Origin of the sequence: Methylobacterium sp. J-070 (assembly GCF_022829385.1) — a bacterium.
In the GTDB taxonomy this organism is placed as follows: Bacteria; Pseudomonadota; Alphaproteobacteria; order Rhizobiales; family Beijerinckiaceae; genus Methylobacterium.
Genome location: NZ_JAKSXX010000144.1, coordinates 1 through 14458 on the forward strand (window position 1 = coordinate 1; position 14458 = coordinate 14458).

Sequence of the window (14458 nt, forward strand, 5' to 3'; positions counted from 1 at the left end):
ATCCTGATCGGCCTCGTGGTCGAGAACCTGATCTTCCAGACCATCGAGCGCCGCACCGTCCAGCGCTGGGGCATGCAGGCCTGAGCCGCACCCGGCCGACACCCCGAACGCCCAAGCACCCGGCGTCGGGGGCGGCCGCGCCTCCAGGTCATGTATATGACACATGAATGTTGACAGCCTGTCCCCGGGGCGTATCCTCGACGCGACGCCGACGGACCCGCAAGGGCCCGCAAGATCGGCGCGCGGACAGGTGAGGAACCCATGACGGCACGGAGCATCATCCGGCTCGTCGGGACGGTCGCGGCCCTGTGCGGGGCGCTGAGCGCCGCCCGGGCGGAAGTCTCGACCGTGCGGCTCGCGAAGCAGTTCGGGGTCTCCTACCTGCCGCTGACCGTGATGGAGGAGGAGGGCCTCCTCGAGAAGCAGGCCAAGCAGCGCGGCCTCGCCGTCAAGGCCGAGTGGCTGCGCTTCACCGGCGGCTCGGGGATGAACGAGGCTCTGCTCTCCGGCAACCTCGATCTCGCCTCCGGCGGCGTCGGCCCGTTCCTGACGATCTGGGGCCGGACGCAGGGCAACATCAAGGTCAAGGGCGTGGCGGCGCTGAACGCGATGCCGCTCTGGCTGGTGACCACCAATCCCGCGGTCAATTCGATCAGGGATTTCGGCCCGCAGGACAAGATCGCGCTGCCCACCGCCAAGACCTCGATCCAGGCGATCACCCTGCAGATGGCCGCCGAGCAGGCGTTCGGACCCGGCCAGCAGGGGAAGCTCGACGCGCTCACCGTCTCCATGGGGCATCCGGACGCGCAGACCGCCCTGATGGGCGGCCGCTCCGAGATCACCGCGCATTTCGGCTCGCCGCCCTTCCAAGAGATGGAACTGAAGGACCCCCGGGCCCGCAAGGTGCTCGACAGCTACGACGTGATGGGCGGCCCCCACACCTTCAACCTCGTCTGGGCGTCCAGCCGCTTCGTCACCGCCAACCCGACGGTCGTGGCGGCCTTCCGGGCGGCGCTGGAGGAGAGCCTGACGCTGATCCGCGACGACCCGGCCCGGGCCGCCTCGCTCTGGATCAAGGCGGAGGGGTCGAAGATCTCGCAGGACGAGGCCGTCGCCCTCATCCGCGCGCCGCAGAACGCCTGGACGACCAAGCCCCAGCGCATGCTCGCCTACCTCGCCTACATGAACCGCGCCGGGCTGGTCTCCGCCACCGCCGCCAGCGAGGACGAGCTGTTCTTCCCGGCGCCCGCCGACGCCGGCGGCCCGAAGGAGGCCACCCGGTGACGGCCGCCGTGGAGCCGGGGGCGACCGCGGCGCTGCAGGTCCGGATCCGGCGGGGCGAGGCGGTCGCGGCGTTCACGGTGCCGCGCCGGGCCAACCAGACGGTGCTCGACGTCGTCACCGAGATCCAGCGCGACCAGGATCCGACGCTGGCCTACCGCTTCGCCTGCCGGGTCGGCATGTGCGGCTCCTGCGGCATGACGGTGAACGGGCGCCCGCGCTGGACCTGCCGCACCCGCGTGGCCGCCGTGGCGCCGGACGGGGACCTCCTGCTGGAGCCCCTGCGCAACCTGCCGGTGGTGAAGGATCTCGCCGTCGACATGGAGCCCTTCTTCGAGAAGTGGCGCCGCGCCCACGGCTATTTCGAACCCGGCGAGAACCCGCCCGACGACTTCGCGGTCGTGCAGCCGGATTCGGCCGAGCGCCGGGAGGTCGATGCCGGCATCGAGTGCATCAATTGCGGCGTCTGCTACGCGGCCTGCGACCTCGTCACCTGGAATCCCGACTATCTCGGGCCGGCGGCCCTCAACCGGGCCTGGACGCTGGTCAACGACGTCCGCGACCGGGACCGGGACGGGCGGCTCGCCGCGGTGGCGGGGGATGCCGGCTGCCATTCCTGCCACAGCCACATGAGCTGCACCGAGCATTGCCCGAAGGGCCTGAGCCCGACCTTCGCCATCGCGGGCCTCAAGCGCGAGACCGGCAAGGCGGCGCTGCGCCGGCTGTGGAAGCGCGGATGAGCCCGCTCCTGTACCTCGCCCAGCGCGGCACCGCGGCGATCCTGGCCGTCACCGTCGCGGTCCATCTCGGCACGATCCTCTACGCGGTGCGCGGCGGGCTCACCGCGGGCGAGATCCTCGGGCGGACGCAGGGCAATCCGGCGTTCCTGCTGTTCTACGCGGTCTTCGTGCTGGCGGCCGCGATCCACGCGCCGATCGGCCTGCGCAGCGTCCTGCGCGAATGGACCGGCTGGCGCGGGCGCTCCCTCGATCTCGCCATGATCGGGCTCTCGGCGCTGCTCGCCGGGCTCGGCCTGCGGGCGGCGCTGGCGGTGTACTGGGCATGAGGGCGCCTGCGAGGAGACCCAGCCGGACCGGCATGACCCGCGCGTCCCTCCGCCGGCCGGGCTTCGCCGCCGCGCTGATCCACCGGCTCTCGGGGATAGCCCTGGCGCTGTTCCTGCCGATGCACTTCATCGCGCTCGGCACCGCGCTCCAGGGCGCCGACCGGCTCGAGAGCTTCCTCGGCCTCACCCAGAACGGCTTCGTCCGCACCGCCGAATGGGGCCTCGTCTGCGCGCTCGCCGTCCACATGGCGCTCGGCCTGCGCGTGCTCGCCATCGAGTGGCTGCGCTACCGCGAGCGCACCGCCCTCGTCGTCTCCGGCTGCCTCGCGACCGCCTTCGCGATCGGCCTCCTGTTCCTCCTCGGCGGGGCCTGACCCCCCGCCCCTCGTCAGCGGAGACCCGCCATGGATCTCGACATCCGCGAATTCGAGGAGGTCTGCCGCGACCTCTATGTCCGCGCCCTGAAGATCCTGCCCCCCGACATCAAGGCGGGCTTCGCCGACCTCCAGCGCACCGAGACCGACGCCACCGGCCGGGCCATCCTCGACACGATGGTGGAGAACGTCGCGGTCGCGGAGCGCACCAACAACATCCTCTGCCAGGACACCGGCATCCCGATCTACAACGTCGTCATCGGCGCCGACGTGCGCTTCGACGGCGCCGCCCTGAAGGCCGCGATCCGGCGCGGCTGCGCGCGGGCGACGACGGAGTTCTCCTTACGCTCCTCCGTGGTCCATCCGATCAGCCGCACGAACGAGCAGACCTCCTGCGGCATCCGGGTGCCGATCATCCATGTCGACTTCGACGACCGGCCCGAGACGGTGGCGGTGGAGATGATCCCGAAGGGGTCCGGCTCGGAGAACGGCTCGTTCCTGCAGATGCTGCTGCCCTCGGACGGGATCGGCGCCGCCAAGCGCTTCGTCATCGACCGGGTGATCGAGCTCGGCGGCCGGGTCTGCCCGCCGACCATCGTGGGCGTCGGGCTCGGGGGCACCTCGGACCTGTGCATGCACCTCGCCAAGGTGGCGGCGACCCGGCCGCTGCGCTCGGTCTGCGCCGACCCGGAGGGCGCGCGGATCGAGGCCGAGCTGTCGCGGGCGGTCAACGAGCTCGGCATCGGCCCGCAGGGGCTCGGGGGACGGTCGACGAGCTTCGCCGTCCATGTCGAACTCGCCGCGACCCACATCACCCAGAACCCGGTCGCCGTGAACATCCAGTGCCACTCGGCCCGCCGCGCCCGCGCGACGATCACGCCGGGCGGCATCACGTTCGCCTGAGGAGCAGCCCGTGGCCCACCACGTCCTCGACATGCCGGCCGGCGAGGCCGAGATCCGGGCGCTCCGGATCGGCGACACCGTCACCCTGCGGCGCTGGCTGTTCGGCATCCGCGACGCGACCCTGATCCACATGTTCGACCGGGGCCGCCGCACCCGGCTCGATCTCGCCGGCCACGCGGTGATCCACACGGCGCCCAACGTCCACCGGGTGGCCCCCTCCCCCGAGGCGCCGGTGGGCTACGCGCCGTTCTGCATCGGCACCACCACGTCGATGCGCATGGAGCGCTTCACCGACGCCCTGATGGAGCGCGAGGGCGTGCGCCTCGTCGTCGGCAAGGGCGGCATGGGCCCGGCGACCCTCGACGCCTTCGCCCGGCGCGGCGGCGCCTACCTGGCGATCGTCGGCGGCGCGGCGGCGCTGGAGACCACCTGGATCGAGCGGATCGTCGACGTCGATCTCGACGACCTCCACCCCGAGAGCCTGTGGCAGTTCGCGATCCGCGATTTCGGCCCGCTGCTGGTCGGCATGGATTCGCACGGCGGCTCGCTCTTCGCCGACGTCCAGCGCGACGTAGCGGCCCGGCGCGACGCCGTCATCGCCTCCATCGAGGACGCCCGATGAGCCCGGCCCAGGTCGAGACCGACATCCTGATCCTCGGCTCCGGCGGGGCCGGGCTGTTCGCGGCGCTCCACGCCAAGAAGGCTGCGCCCGACCTCGACGTCACCATCGCCGTGAAGGGGCTGCTGGGCAAATGCGGCTGCACCCGCATGGTCCAGGGCGGCTACAACGTGGCGCTGGCGCCGGGGGACTCGGTCGAGCGGCACTTCATGGACACGATCGAGGGCGGCAAGTGGCTGAACGACCAGGCGCTCGCCTGGACGCTGGTCACCGAGGCGCAGGTGCGGATCCGCGAGCTGGAGACCGAGCTCGGCTGCTTCTTCGACCGCAACCCGGACGGCAGCGTCCACCAGAAGGCGTTTGCCGGCCAGACCTTCGACCGGACGGTGCACAAGGGCGACCTCACCGGCATCGAGATCATCAACCGCCTGTCCGAGCAGGTCTGGCGCCGGGACGTGCGCCGGCTGGAGGACCACCGGGCCCTGGAGCTGATCCCGGCCCGGGACGGCTCGGGGCTCGCCGGCGTGCTGATGCTCGACATGCGCACGGGGGAGCCGAAGCTGGTGCGGGCGAAGGCGGTGCTGCTCGCCACCGGCGGCGGACCGACCATGTACAAATACCACACGCCCTCGGGCGACAAGTCCTGCGACGGCCTCGCCATGGCTTTGCGCGCCGGGCTCCCGTTGCGCGACATGGAGATGGTGCAGTTCCACCCGACCGGGCTGCTCGCCGGCGCCGGCACCCGCATGACCGGGACGGTGCTGGAGGAGGGCCTGCGCGGCGCCGGCGGCTGGCTCCTCGATTCCACCGGCGAGCGCTTCATGGAGGCCTACGATCCGCGGGGCGAGCGGGCGACCCGGGACGTGGTCAGCCGCTCGATCATGCGCCGGCTGCGCGAGGGCTTCGCCACGCCGAGCGGGGGCGTCCACATCCAGATGAGCCATCTCGGCCCCGAGGACGTGCGCCGCCGGTTCAAGGGCATGGTCGAGCGCTGCGCCGATTGCGGCTTCGACCTCGCCGGCGGCCGCGTCGAGGTCATCCCCACCGCCCACTACATGATGGGCGGCCTCCAGTTCGCGGTCGACTGCACCACCGCGCTGCCGCGCCTCTTTGCGGCCGGCGAGGACACCGGCGGCGTCCACGGGGCGAACCGGCTGGGCGGCAACGGGGTGGCGAATTCCACGGTGTTCGGCGGCCTCGCCGGCCAGTCCATGGCCCGGGCCGTGCGGCGCGAGGGCCGCCTCGCCGAGCCCGATCCCGCCGCCGTCGAGGCCGGCCTCGCCCGGGCCTACGGCCCCCTCGGCCGGCCCTCGGCCGCGCTCCCCGAGATCCGCGAGGCGCTCTACGAGACCATGTGGGCGGATGTCGGCATCCTGCGGGACGAAGCCGGCCTCAACCGGGCGCTCGCCACCCTCGACGGCCTCGCCCAGGCGGTCGCCCGGGCCGGCGCCCCGGACGGCGACCGCCGCTACGCGCTCACCTGGATGGACCGGCTGAACCTCGAGAACCTCGTGCTGGTCTCGCAGACGGTCGCCCGGGCGGCGCTCGCCCGGACCGACAGCCGCGGCGCGCATTTCCGCGAGGATTTTCCGGAAGCCTCGGATCTCGCGACCTCGCACTACACCGTGGTGCGCCAGCGGGACGGCGCCCTCGACCTCGCGCTGGAGCCGGTCCGCTTCACCCACGTGCGGCCGGGGGGCTCGCTCCTCGACGCCGCCGCCTGAAGAAAGCCCGTCCATGCAGACCCTGCGCGGTGCCGACATCGTCGCCCGGACCCTGGAGGCGCTCGGCGTCACCCGGATCTTCACCCTGTCGGGCAACCACATCATGCCGGTCTTCGACGCCCTGCTGGAGACCGGGATCGCCCTCGTCCACACCCGCCACGAGGCGGCCTGCGTCCACATGGCCGACGCCTGGGCCCGCCTCACCGGGGAGGTCGGCGTCGCCCTGGTCACCGGCGGCCAGGGCCACACCAACGGCGCGGCGGCGCTCACCACCGCGCAGGCGGCGGAGTCGCCCGTGCTGCTGCTCTCCGGCCATGCCGGCCTGTCCGAACTCGGGCGCGGCGCCTTCCAGGAGCTGGCCCAGGCCGACATCGCCCGGCCGATGACCAAGGCCGCCTGGACCGCCGGCTCGGTGGCGGCCCTCGCCCCCGACCTCGCCCGGGCGTTCCGGATCGCCCGGGAGGGGCGGCCCGGCCCGGTCCATCTCAGCCTGCCGGTGGACCTGCTGGAGAAGGCCGTCCCCGCCGCCGCCGTGCGGATCCCGGACCGGGCGGCGGCCGAGATCCGCTCCGCGGCCCCCGCGCCGGAGTTGATCGCCGACCTCCTCGCCGCCCTCGACGGGGCGGAGCGCCCCCTCGTCGTGTGCGGCCCGGCCCTGTGCGACGCCGCCGGCCGGGCCGCCATGGCGGCCCTGGAAGAGACCCTCGGCCTGCCGGTCGTCAGCATGGAGAGCCCGCGGGGGATCGCCGATCCGGCGCTCGGCGCCTTCGCGGAGATCCTGGCCCGCACCGACCTCCTCGTCCTGCTGGGCAAGCCCCTCGACTTCACCCTGCGCTTCGGTGCGGCGCCCGCCCTCGCGCCGGACGCCCGCTTCGCGGTGATCGATCCGGATCCGGCGCTCCTCGCCCGCGCCCCGGCCGACCGCCTCGCCGTCTCGGGCCTCGCCGATCCGCGGCCGGTCCTGGCGGCGCTGACGGCCCGGGGCGCCGGCCGTCCCCGTCGGGACGCCTGGCACCGGGAGGCGCGGGCAGCGCTCGCCCACCGGCCCCCCGGCTGGGCCGCGCTGCGCGGCGGCGCGGGGCGCCTGCATCCGGTGGAGCTGTGCCGCGCGGTCGACGCCTTCCTGGAGAACCACCCGGACGGCACGCTGATCTGCGACGGCGGCGAGATCGGCCAGTGGCCGCAGGCCCTGGTCCGCACCGGCCGCCGGCTGATCAACGGCGTCTCGGGCACGATCGGCGCGTCGATCCCCTTCGCGATCGCCGCCGCCCTGGAGCGCCCCGGCGCCCCCGTGGTCGCGGTGCTGGGGGACGGCACCTTCGGCTTCCACATGGCCGAGTTCGACACGGCGGTGCGCTACGGCATCCCGTTCATCGCGGTGGTGGGCAACGACGCGCGCTGGAACGCCGAGCACCAGATCCAGCTGCGCAGCTACGGCCCCGACCGGACCCGCCACTGCGACCTGCTGCCGACCCGCTACGACGCGGTGGTCCAGGCGCTCGGCGGCTTCGGGGCTCTGGTGACCGAGGCCGCCGACCTCCCGGCCGCCCTGGAGGCGGCCCATGCCAGCGGCCTGCCCGCCTGCCTCAACGTGATGATCGCGAGCGTGCCGGCGCCGGTGATCCGGCGACCCGGCTGAAGGGGTGGTTCAGGGCACGGCATGACCGTGGCGCCGCCTTTGCCGCACGGGAGCGGGGGCGGGTCGCGCGCCCCAAACCCGCCGGCGCGACAGGCGCGGACCGTGTTTTCAGGGAGGGGGATCATGCGCAGACGCGACGTTCTGGCGGGGGCCGCGGCCCTCGCGATGAGCCCCGGTCCGGTCCGGGCGGAGGTCGGCGCGGTGGCCATTGCCCGCCAGCCGAGCCTCGGGCACCTGCCGCTGATGCTGATGGAGGAGCAGGGCCTGCTCCAGAAGGCGGCGGCCGCCCGCGGCGTGGCGGGGCTCCAGGCGCGCTATCTCACCCTCGCGGGCGGGGCCGCGATGAACGACGCCCTGCTGTCCGGGCAGATCCAGTTCGCGGCGGGCGGCGTGCCGCCCCTCGTGCTGCTCTGGTCGAAGACGGAGGGCACCGCGATGGCCGTGAAGGGCGTGGCGGCGATGAACAGCATGCCGCTCCTGTTGAACACCAGCAATCCGAAGGTGCGCAGGCTCGCCGACTTCACCGACCGGGACAGGATCGCGCTCCCCGCCGTCAAGGTCTCGGTCCAGGCGATGGTCCTGCAGATGGCGGCCGAGACGGAACTCGGCGCCGGCCACCGCAACGACCTCGACCGGCTCACCGTCACCCTGTCGCATCCCGACGGGATGGCGGCGCTCCTCGGGGGCAGCGAAGTCACGGGGCATTTCACCGCCGCGCCGATCCAGGAGCTGGAGCTGCGCCGGCCCGGCATCCGCACGGTGCTCAACAGCTTCGACGTGCTGGGGGAACCCTCGACCTTCAACGTGGTCTGGGCCTTTGCGGCCTTCGCGACGGCCAACCCCGCGATCTTCGCGGCCTTCACGGCCGCCCTGGACGAGGCGCTCTCGGCGATTGCGGCCGATCCGGCGGAGGCGGCGCGCACCTACGTGCGGCTTGCCCGCGACGGAAGCGATAGCGGCCTCATCACCGAGATCCTGAACGACCCGCAGGTCTCCTTCACGGCGACGCCCCGGGCGGTCGGCACGGTCGCGGACTTCATGGCCCGCACCGGCACGATCCGCCGCCGGCCGGAGAGCTGGAAGGACCTGTTCTTCCCGGGCGTCCATGTCCGGGACGGCAGCTGAGCCGAAAGGCCGGCCGGGCTCAGCCCTGCATTAGGCCGGGCAGCGCCAGCGCGGTGGTGGTCAGCCCGATCGCGGCGAGCAGCGCCAGGACGAGGGTGCGGAAGCGGCGCTGGTCGATCCGGGCGAACAGCGCGAGCCCGGCCAGCACGCTCACCAGCACCACCGGCAGCGCCAGGGCGAGATCGCCGACGAGTTCGGGCGGGACCGGGTCGAGGCAGACGAGGATCGCCAGGGCCCAGACCTGCATCACCAGGGTGAAGGACTGGTAGACCGCCCTCTGGGTGCGCGGCTCCCAGCCGCGCACGAGGCTCCAGGCCGTCGGCAGGGCTCCGGACAGGCCCGCGATGCCGCCCAGCACGCCGCCGAGGAAGCCGATCGCGCCGTCGCTCCAGCGATTGCCGAACCCCACACGGTAATCGGCGCGCAGCAGGGCGATCCCGCCGCTGTAGAGGACCAGGAAGGCCCCGATGGCGACCTTGATGAAGCGCGGATCGAGGTCGTGCAGCAGGTGGATGCCGATCGGCGCGCCGACGAGGCCCGGCAGGATCATCGCGAAGGCGGTGCCCCGCGGCGGCCAGGTCCGCAGCCGCAGGATCGAGATCGCCTGCGAGAGGATGCTGCAGACGAGCACCAGGGCGGTCGCCTCGACGGGCGTGCGGATCGACAGCAGCGTGCCGGAGGCGATCAGCGCGAAGGCGAAGCCCGTCAGCCCCGAGACCAGACCGGCGCAGCCGACGCAGAGGATGAGGAGGAGCGTGTCGTTCACCGCGGGCGCCCGCCCCGGCCCGTGCCATACCCGTGCGCGCCCGCCATCCCCATCCCCCCGGCCAGTGCCCCACCGGGGACGGGCTTTGTTTTGAATGTATCTTATATAAGACCCGGTCCGTAGGGCAAGGCGTAGGACGGCCCCGTGGGCATCGCATGAGCCTTTTCGGGCCTGCTCGGACGGACGTTCGCCGGCTGCTTCGGTCGTTTGATGTGATTGGTCGTCCGGATCGAGCACGCGCCCTCCCCCCTTCTGCGGGGGAGGGTGAGGCGCGGGTGGGATCGCGCCGTGAACCAAGGAATTCACCCCCGCGCCATCCGATCCGCCGTTGACGCCCGGAGCCTTATTGATCTTATATAAGACCAGTCGCCGCCCAGAAGCCGACGACCACCGTCAGGAGGACCGCATGAGCAGCCACGCCGCGTCCGGCGAGGGGCACCGCAAGCCGCATCTTCTCGCCCATTCCCCCCAGGACAACGTCGCCGTCGCGGTGATCGAGGGCCTGAGCGCGAACACCGACGCCTTCGGGGTGATCACCGAGAACGACACCACCTTCGCGGTCCATGTCCGCCACGACATCCCGATCGGCCACAAGGTCGCGCTCACCGACCTGAAGGCCGGCGACACGGCGATCAAGTACGGCCAGGACATCGGCAAGGTCATCAAGGACGTCGCCAAGGGCGAGCACGTCCACGTCCACAACGTCAAGACGAAGCGCTGGTGAGGTGACGATGTTCAAGGAAGCCGCTCCGCTCGAGCACGAGATCGCCACCCCCTTCGTGGGCGGGGCCCCCGACCAGTTCGCCACCCGGGCGCTCGCGACCAAGCGCGCCTCGGAAAACCACACCGCCGCCACCTTCATGGGCTGGCGCCGGGAGAACGGCCGGGTCGGCGTGCGCAACCACGTCGTGCTCCTGCCGCTGGACGATCTCTCCAACGCCGCCTGCGAGGCGGTGGCCAACAATGTGAAGGGCACGATGGCGCTGCCCCACGCCTACGGCCGGCTGCAGTTCGGCGAGGATCTGGACCTCCACTTCCGCACCCTGATCGGCATCGGCTCGAACCCGAACGTCGCCGCCGTCGTGGTGATCGGCATCGAGGACCAGTGGACCAACCGCGTGGTCGAGGGCATCGCCAAGACCGGCAAGCCGGTCGTCGGCTTCGGCATCGAGGGCCACGGCGACATCGCGATCGTCGCCAAGGCGAGCTACCAGGCCAAGCGCTTCGTGCAGTGGGCCACCGAGCTCCAGCGCGAGGAATGCCCGATCGCCGACCTGTGGGTCTCGACCAAGTGCGGCGAGTCGGACACCACCACCGGCCTCGCCTCCTGCCCCACCGTCGGCAACATGTACGACAAGCTGATCCCGCACGGGATCTACGGCGTGTTCGGCGAGACCTCGGAGATCACCGGCGCCGAGCACCTCTGCCGCGAGCGGGCGATCAGCCCGGACATCGCCGACAAGTGGTACACCATGTGGAAGGCCTACCAGGACGACGTGATCGAGGCCCACAAGACCGACGATCTCTCGGACTCGCAGCCGACCAAGGGCAACATCGCGGGCGGCCTCACCACCATCGAGGAGAAGGCCCTCGGCAACCTCGAGAAGATCGGCCACGAATGCCGGTTCATCGACGCGCTGCAGCCCGCCGAGGCCCCCGCCAAGGGGCCGGGCCTCTACTTCATGGACACGTCCTCGGCGGCGGCCGAGTGCGTGACCCTGATGGCGGCGGCGGGCTACGTGGTCCACACCTTCCCCACCGGCCAGGGCAACGTCATCGGCAACCCGATCCTGCCGGTGATCAAGATCACCGGCAATCCCCGGACCGTGCGCACCATGGGCGAGCATATCGACGTGGACGTCTCGGGGGTGCTCAGCCGCGAGATGACGATCCCGCAGGCCGGCGACGCGCTGATCGACATGGTGGTGCGCACCGCCAACGGCCGGCTCACGGCGGCCGAGTCCCTCGGCCACCGGGAATTCGTCATGACGAAGCTCTACCGCAGCGCCTGACGCACAGGTCCGGCGCCCGCATGACGGGCGCCGGACCGCCGGGGAACGAGGACAGGCCATGCCCAAGGTCGTCATCAGCGAGTTCATGGACGAGGCCGCGATCGCCGCGCACCTGTCCGGCTTCGACGTGCTGTACGATCCCGACCTCGTCGACCGGCCCGAGGCGCTGGCCGCCGCGGTGGCGCAGGCCGACGCCCTGATCGTGCGCAACCGGACGCAGGTCCGCGGCCCCCTGCTCGCCGGCGCGCCGGATCTGCGGGTGGTCGGCCGCCTCGGCGTCGGCCTCGACAACATCGACGTGGCGGCCTGCCGGGACCGGGGCATCGCGGTCTGCCCGGCGACCGGCGCCAACGACGTTGCGGTGGCCGAGTACGTCGTGGCCACCGCGCTGCTGCTGCTGCGCGGCGCCTACGGGGCGACGGCCGGCGTCGCCGCCGGCACCTGGCCGCGCAACGCCATGATGGGCCGCGAGATCGGCGGCAAGCGCCTCGGCCTCGTAGGGTTCGGGTCCATCGCCCGAGAGACCGCCCGCCGCGCCGCCGCGCTGGGCATGACGATCGCCGCCCACGACCCGTTCGTCGCCCCCGGGGATCCCGCCTGGACCCAGCCGTTCGGCCCGGTGCAGCGCCTGGACCTGGACGCGCTGCTGGCCGCGAGCGACGTGCTCTCGCTGCACGTGCCGCTGACCGAGGCGACGCGCGGCCTGATCGACGCGGGCGCCCTCGCCCGGATGCCCCGCGGCGCGATCCTGATCAACGCCGCCCGGGGCGGGATCGTGGACGAGGCGGCGGTCGCGGACGCCCTGCGCGCGGGCCATCTCGGCGGCGCGGCGCTCGACGTGTTCGACCGCGAGCCCCTCGACGCGCAGGCCGGCGCCCGGTTCGCGGACGTGCCGAACCTGATCCTGACGCCGCACATCGCCGGCGTGACCCAGGAGTCGAACGTGCGCGTCTCGGCCGTCACCGCGCAGGCCGTGCGCCGCCACCTCACGGAGCGCTGAGCCGATGCCGAACCTCACCCTCTCGGAGGCGGAAGCCCTCGTCGCGGCGGCCCTGATCCGCTGCGGCACCGCCGCGGCCGCGGCGGGCAGCGTCGCCCGCGCCCTGGTCGGCGCCGAGGCGGACGGCCTGACGGGCCACGGCCTGTCGCGGGTCGCGCCCTACGGGGCGCAGGTGCGCGCCGGCAAGGTCGCGGGCGACGCCGTCCCCCGGGCGGAGCAGCCGCGGCCGGGGCTGCTCGCGATCGATGCCGCCCACGGCTTCGCCTACCCGGCCCTCGACCTCGCCCTGGAGGCGCTGCCCGGGCTCGCCCGCCGGCAGGGCGTCGCGGCCGCCGGCATCCGCCGCTCGCACCATTGCGGCGCCGCGGGACGGCCGGTGGAGGCGCTCGCCGAGCAGGGCTGCGTCGCGCTGCTCTTCGCCAACACGCCCGCCGCCATGGCGCCCTGGGGCGGGCGGCAGGCGGTGTTCGGCACCAACCCGCTGGCCTTCGCCTGCCCGCTGCCGGGCCGCCCGCCGATCGTGGTCGACCTCGCCCTGTCGAAGGTGGCCCGCGCCAACATCGTCGGGGCGGCCAAGCGGGGCGAGCCGATCCCGGAGGGCTGGGCCCTCGACGCGGACGGGCGCCCGACCACGGACGCCAGGGCCGCCCTCGACGGCACGATGGTTCCGCTGGGCGACGCCAAGGGCACGGCGCTGGCGCTGATGGTCGAGCTGCTCGCCGCCGGGCTCGTCGGCGCGCGCTTCGCCGGAGAGGCCTCGTCCTTCCTCGACGCCGCGGGCGACCCGCCGGGCACGGGTCAGCTGATCCTCGCCCTCGACGCGACGGCGCTCAGCCCGGACGCGCCGGAGCGCTTCGCCGGCCTCGCCGAAGCGATCGAGTCTCAGGACGGCGCCCGGCTGCCGGGCAGCCGCCGGCTGGCCCTGCGCCGCCGCGCCGTCGAGGCGGGGCTCGATCTGGCCGACGCCCGCGTCGCCGAGATCCGGGCGCTGTGAGGCGGATCGCCTGTGCAGCGGTTGAACCCCCGATTGCCCCGCCCGGCGGGCCGACGTAAGCCAGAGGAGGGAGAGGTGCTGGACACAACCTTCGACGTCCTGCCCACCGATGGGGCTCTGCGTCGTCACGCGATGGAACGGTCAGGCGAAGGGCAGGCAGGTTCGGGACGCGCCGGCACGGTCGGCTTCCGTCCCCTCTACCGGCAGGTCTACGACACGCTGCTGAAGCGCCTGGCCGACGCGGTCTGGCAGCCCGGCCAGATCCTGCCGAGCGAGGGGCAGCTCGCCGTGGAGCTGGGGGTCAGCCAGGGAACGGTGCGCAAGGCCCTCGACGCGCTCACCGCCGACAGCCTGCTGGTGCGCCGCCAGGGCCGCGGCACCTTTGTGGCCGACCACGACGACAAGCAGAGCGTCTTCCGCTTCCTGAAGCTGCGGCCGGACGGCGAGGGCAGCGGCATGCCCACGAGCCGGGTGACGGCGATCGCGGAGGCGGCCGCCAGCGCCGACGAGCGCGGGCGGCTCGACCTCGTGCGGTCCGCCCGGGTGGTCCGGATCGAGCGCGTGCGCGCCGTCGACGCGAAGCTGTGCGTGGCCGAGACGATCAGCGTGCCCGCCGGCCTGTTCCCGGGCATCGCCGGGATCGAGCTGCCCAACACCCTCTACAGCCTCTACGCCACCCGCTACGGCATCACGATCGCCACCGCCAACGAGCGCCTGAAGGCCGTGGCGATCGGGGTCCGCGAGGCGGACCTGCTCCGGGTGCCCGTCGGGACCCCGGCCCTCGAGATCGACCGGGTCGCCATCGATCTCGAGGAGCGGCCGGTCGAGTGGCGCCTCTCGACCTGCCTGACGCAGGACATCCACTACCTCTCGGTCCTGCGCTGACCGGGATCCTCTCCGGCGCGGGGTCCGCGCCGGAGCCGACATCCGCCGCGAGAGCCAAACGGGGAGCGCG

Annotated in this window: 15 protein-coding genes; 14 read left to right on the top strand and 1 reads right to left on the bottom strand. The window is 73.0% G+C overall.

Annotated features, from left to right (window positions below; all coding sequences use genetic code 11):
- The first annotated feature begins 261 nt into the window (after positions 1-261).
- The 9 genes from MKL01_RS14075 (at position 262) to MKL01_RS14115 (ending at position 8731) form a co-directional block, all read left to right on the top strand.
- Positions 262-1284 carry an ABC transporter substrate-binding protein gene (locus tag MKL01_RS14075; protein ID WP_243905831.1) on the top strand — a complete coding sequence of 341 codons (1023 nt, stop codon included), beginning with the start codon at positions 262-264 and terminating at the stop codon, positions 1282-1284.
- Positions 1281-2021, top strand: a complete 741-nt coding sequence (locus MKL01_RS14080; protein WP_243905832.1) for a succinate dehydrogenase/fumarate reductase iron-sulfur subunit — start codon at positions 1281-1283, stop codon at positions 2019-2021. Before MKL01_RS14075 ends, MKL01_RS14080 begins: the two co-directional genes overlap by 4 nt.
- On the top strand, positions 2018-2347 hold the full coding sequence (locus MKL01_RS14085; RefSeq protein ID WP_243905833.1) for a succinate dehydrogenase: 330 nt from the start codon (positions 2018-2020) through the stop codon (positions 2345-2347). The genes MKL01_RS14080 and MKL01_RS14085 overlap by 4 nt, the downstream gene beginning before the upstream one ends.
- 32 nt (positions 2348-2379) lie before the next feature.
- Positions 2380-2721, top strand: coding sequence for a succinate dehydrogenase (locus tag MKL01_RS14090; RefSeq protein WP_243905834.1), 342 nt, complete (start codon positions 2380-2382; stop codon positions 2719-2721).
- Between the two features lie 30 nt (positions 2722-2751).
- Complete coding sequence (locus MKL01_RS14095) at positions 2752-3624, top strand: fumarate hydratase (RefSeq protein WP_243905835.1); 873 nt, start codon at positions 2752-2754, stop codon at positions 3622-3624.
- A gap of 10 nt (positions 3625-3634) precedes the next feature.
- On the top strand, positions 3635-4246 hold the full coding sequence (locus tag MKL01_RS14100; protein ID WP_243905836.1) for a fumarate hydratase C-terminal domain-containing protein: 612 nt from the start codon (positions 3635-3637) through the stop codon (positions 4244-4246).
- A complete protein-coding gene (locus MKL01_RS14105) occupies positions 4243-5967 on the top strand; it encodes an L-aspartate oxidase (RefSeq protein WP_243905837.1) in 1725 nt (574 codons plus the stop codon). Before MKL01_RS14100 ends, MKL01_RS14105 begins: the two co-directional genes overlap by 4 nt.
- A 13-nt stretch (positions 5968-5980) precedes the next feature.
- Positions 5981-7606, top strand: coding sequence for a thiamine pyrophosphate-binding protein (locus MKL01_RS14110; RefSeq protein ID WP_243905838.1), 1626 nt, complete (start codon positions 5981-5983; stop codon positions 7604-7606).
- 123 nt (positions 7607-7729) lie between these two features.
- Positions 7730-8731 carry an ABC transporter substrate-binding protein gene (locus MKL01_RS14115; protein WP_243905839.1) on the top strand — a complete coding sequence of 334 codons (1002 nt, stop codon included), beginning with the start codon at positions 7730-7732 and terminating at the stop codon, positions 8729-8731.
- Between the two features lie 19 nt (positions 8732-8750).
- Here MKL01_RS14115 and MKL01_RS14120 read toward each other — a convergent pair whose 3' ends face one another.
- A complete protein-coding gene (locus MKL01_RS14120; protein ID WP_243905840.1) occupies positions 8751-9497 on the bottom strand; it encodes a sulfite exporter TauE/SafE family protein in 747 nt (248 codons plus the stop codon).
- A gap of 406 nt (positions 9498-9903) precedes the next feature.
- Here MKL01_RS14120 and MKL01_RS14125 point away from each other — a divergent pair, with 406 nt between their 5' ends.
- The 5 genes from MKL01_RS14125 to MKL01_RS14145 all read left to right on the top strand — a co-directional run bounded on the left by MKL01_RS14125 (position 9904) and on the right by MKL01_RS14145 (position 14388).
- The gene (locus MKL01_RS14125) at positions 9904-10221 is read left to right on the top strand and encodes a UxaA family hydrolase (RefSeq protein ID WP_243905841.1); all 318 of its coding nucleotides are present in this window, start codon (positions 9904-9906) and stop codon (positions 10219-10221) included.
- A 7-nt stretch (positions 10222-10228) separates the two neighbouring features.
- Positions 10229-11509 carry a UxaA family hydrolase gene (locus MKL01_RS14130; RefSeq protein WP_279604617.1) on the top strand — a complete coding sequence of 427 codons (1281 nt, stop codon included), beginning with the start codon at positions 10229-10231 and terminating at the stop codon, positions 11507-11509.
- A 58-nt stretch (positions 11510-11567) separates the two neighbouring features.
- Positions 11568-12509, top strand: a complete 942-nt coding sequence (locus MKL01_RS14135) for a hydroxyacid dehydrogenase (RefSeq protein ID WP_243905842.1) — start codon at positions 11568-11570, stop codon at positions 12507-12509.
- A gap of 4 nt (positions 12510-12513) precedes the next feature.
- The gene (locus MKL01_RS14140; protein ID WP_243905843.1) at positions 12514-13503 is read left to right on the top strand and encodes an Ldh family oxidoreductase; all 990 of its coding nucleotides are present in this window, start codon (positions 12514-12516) and stop codon (positions 13501-13503) included.
- A 75-nt stretch (positions 13504-13578) separates the two neighbouring features.
- Positions 13579-14388, top strand: coding sequence for a GntR family transcriptional regulator (locus tag MKL01_RS14145; protein WP_243905844.1), 810 nt, complete (start codon positions 13579-13581; stop codon positions 14386-14388).
- Positions 14389-14458: the final 70 nt, after the last annotated feature.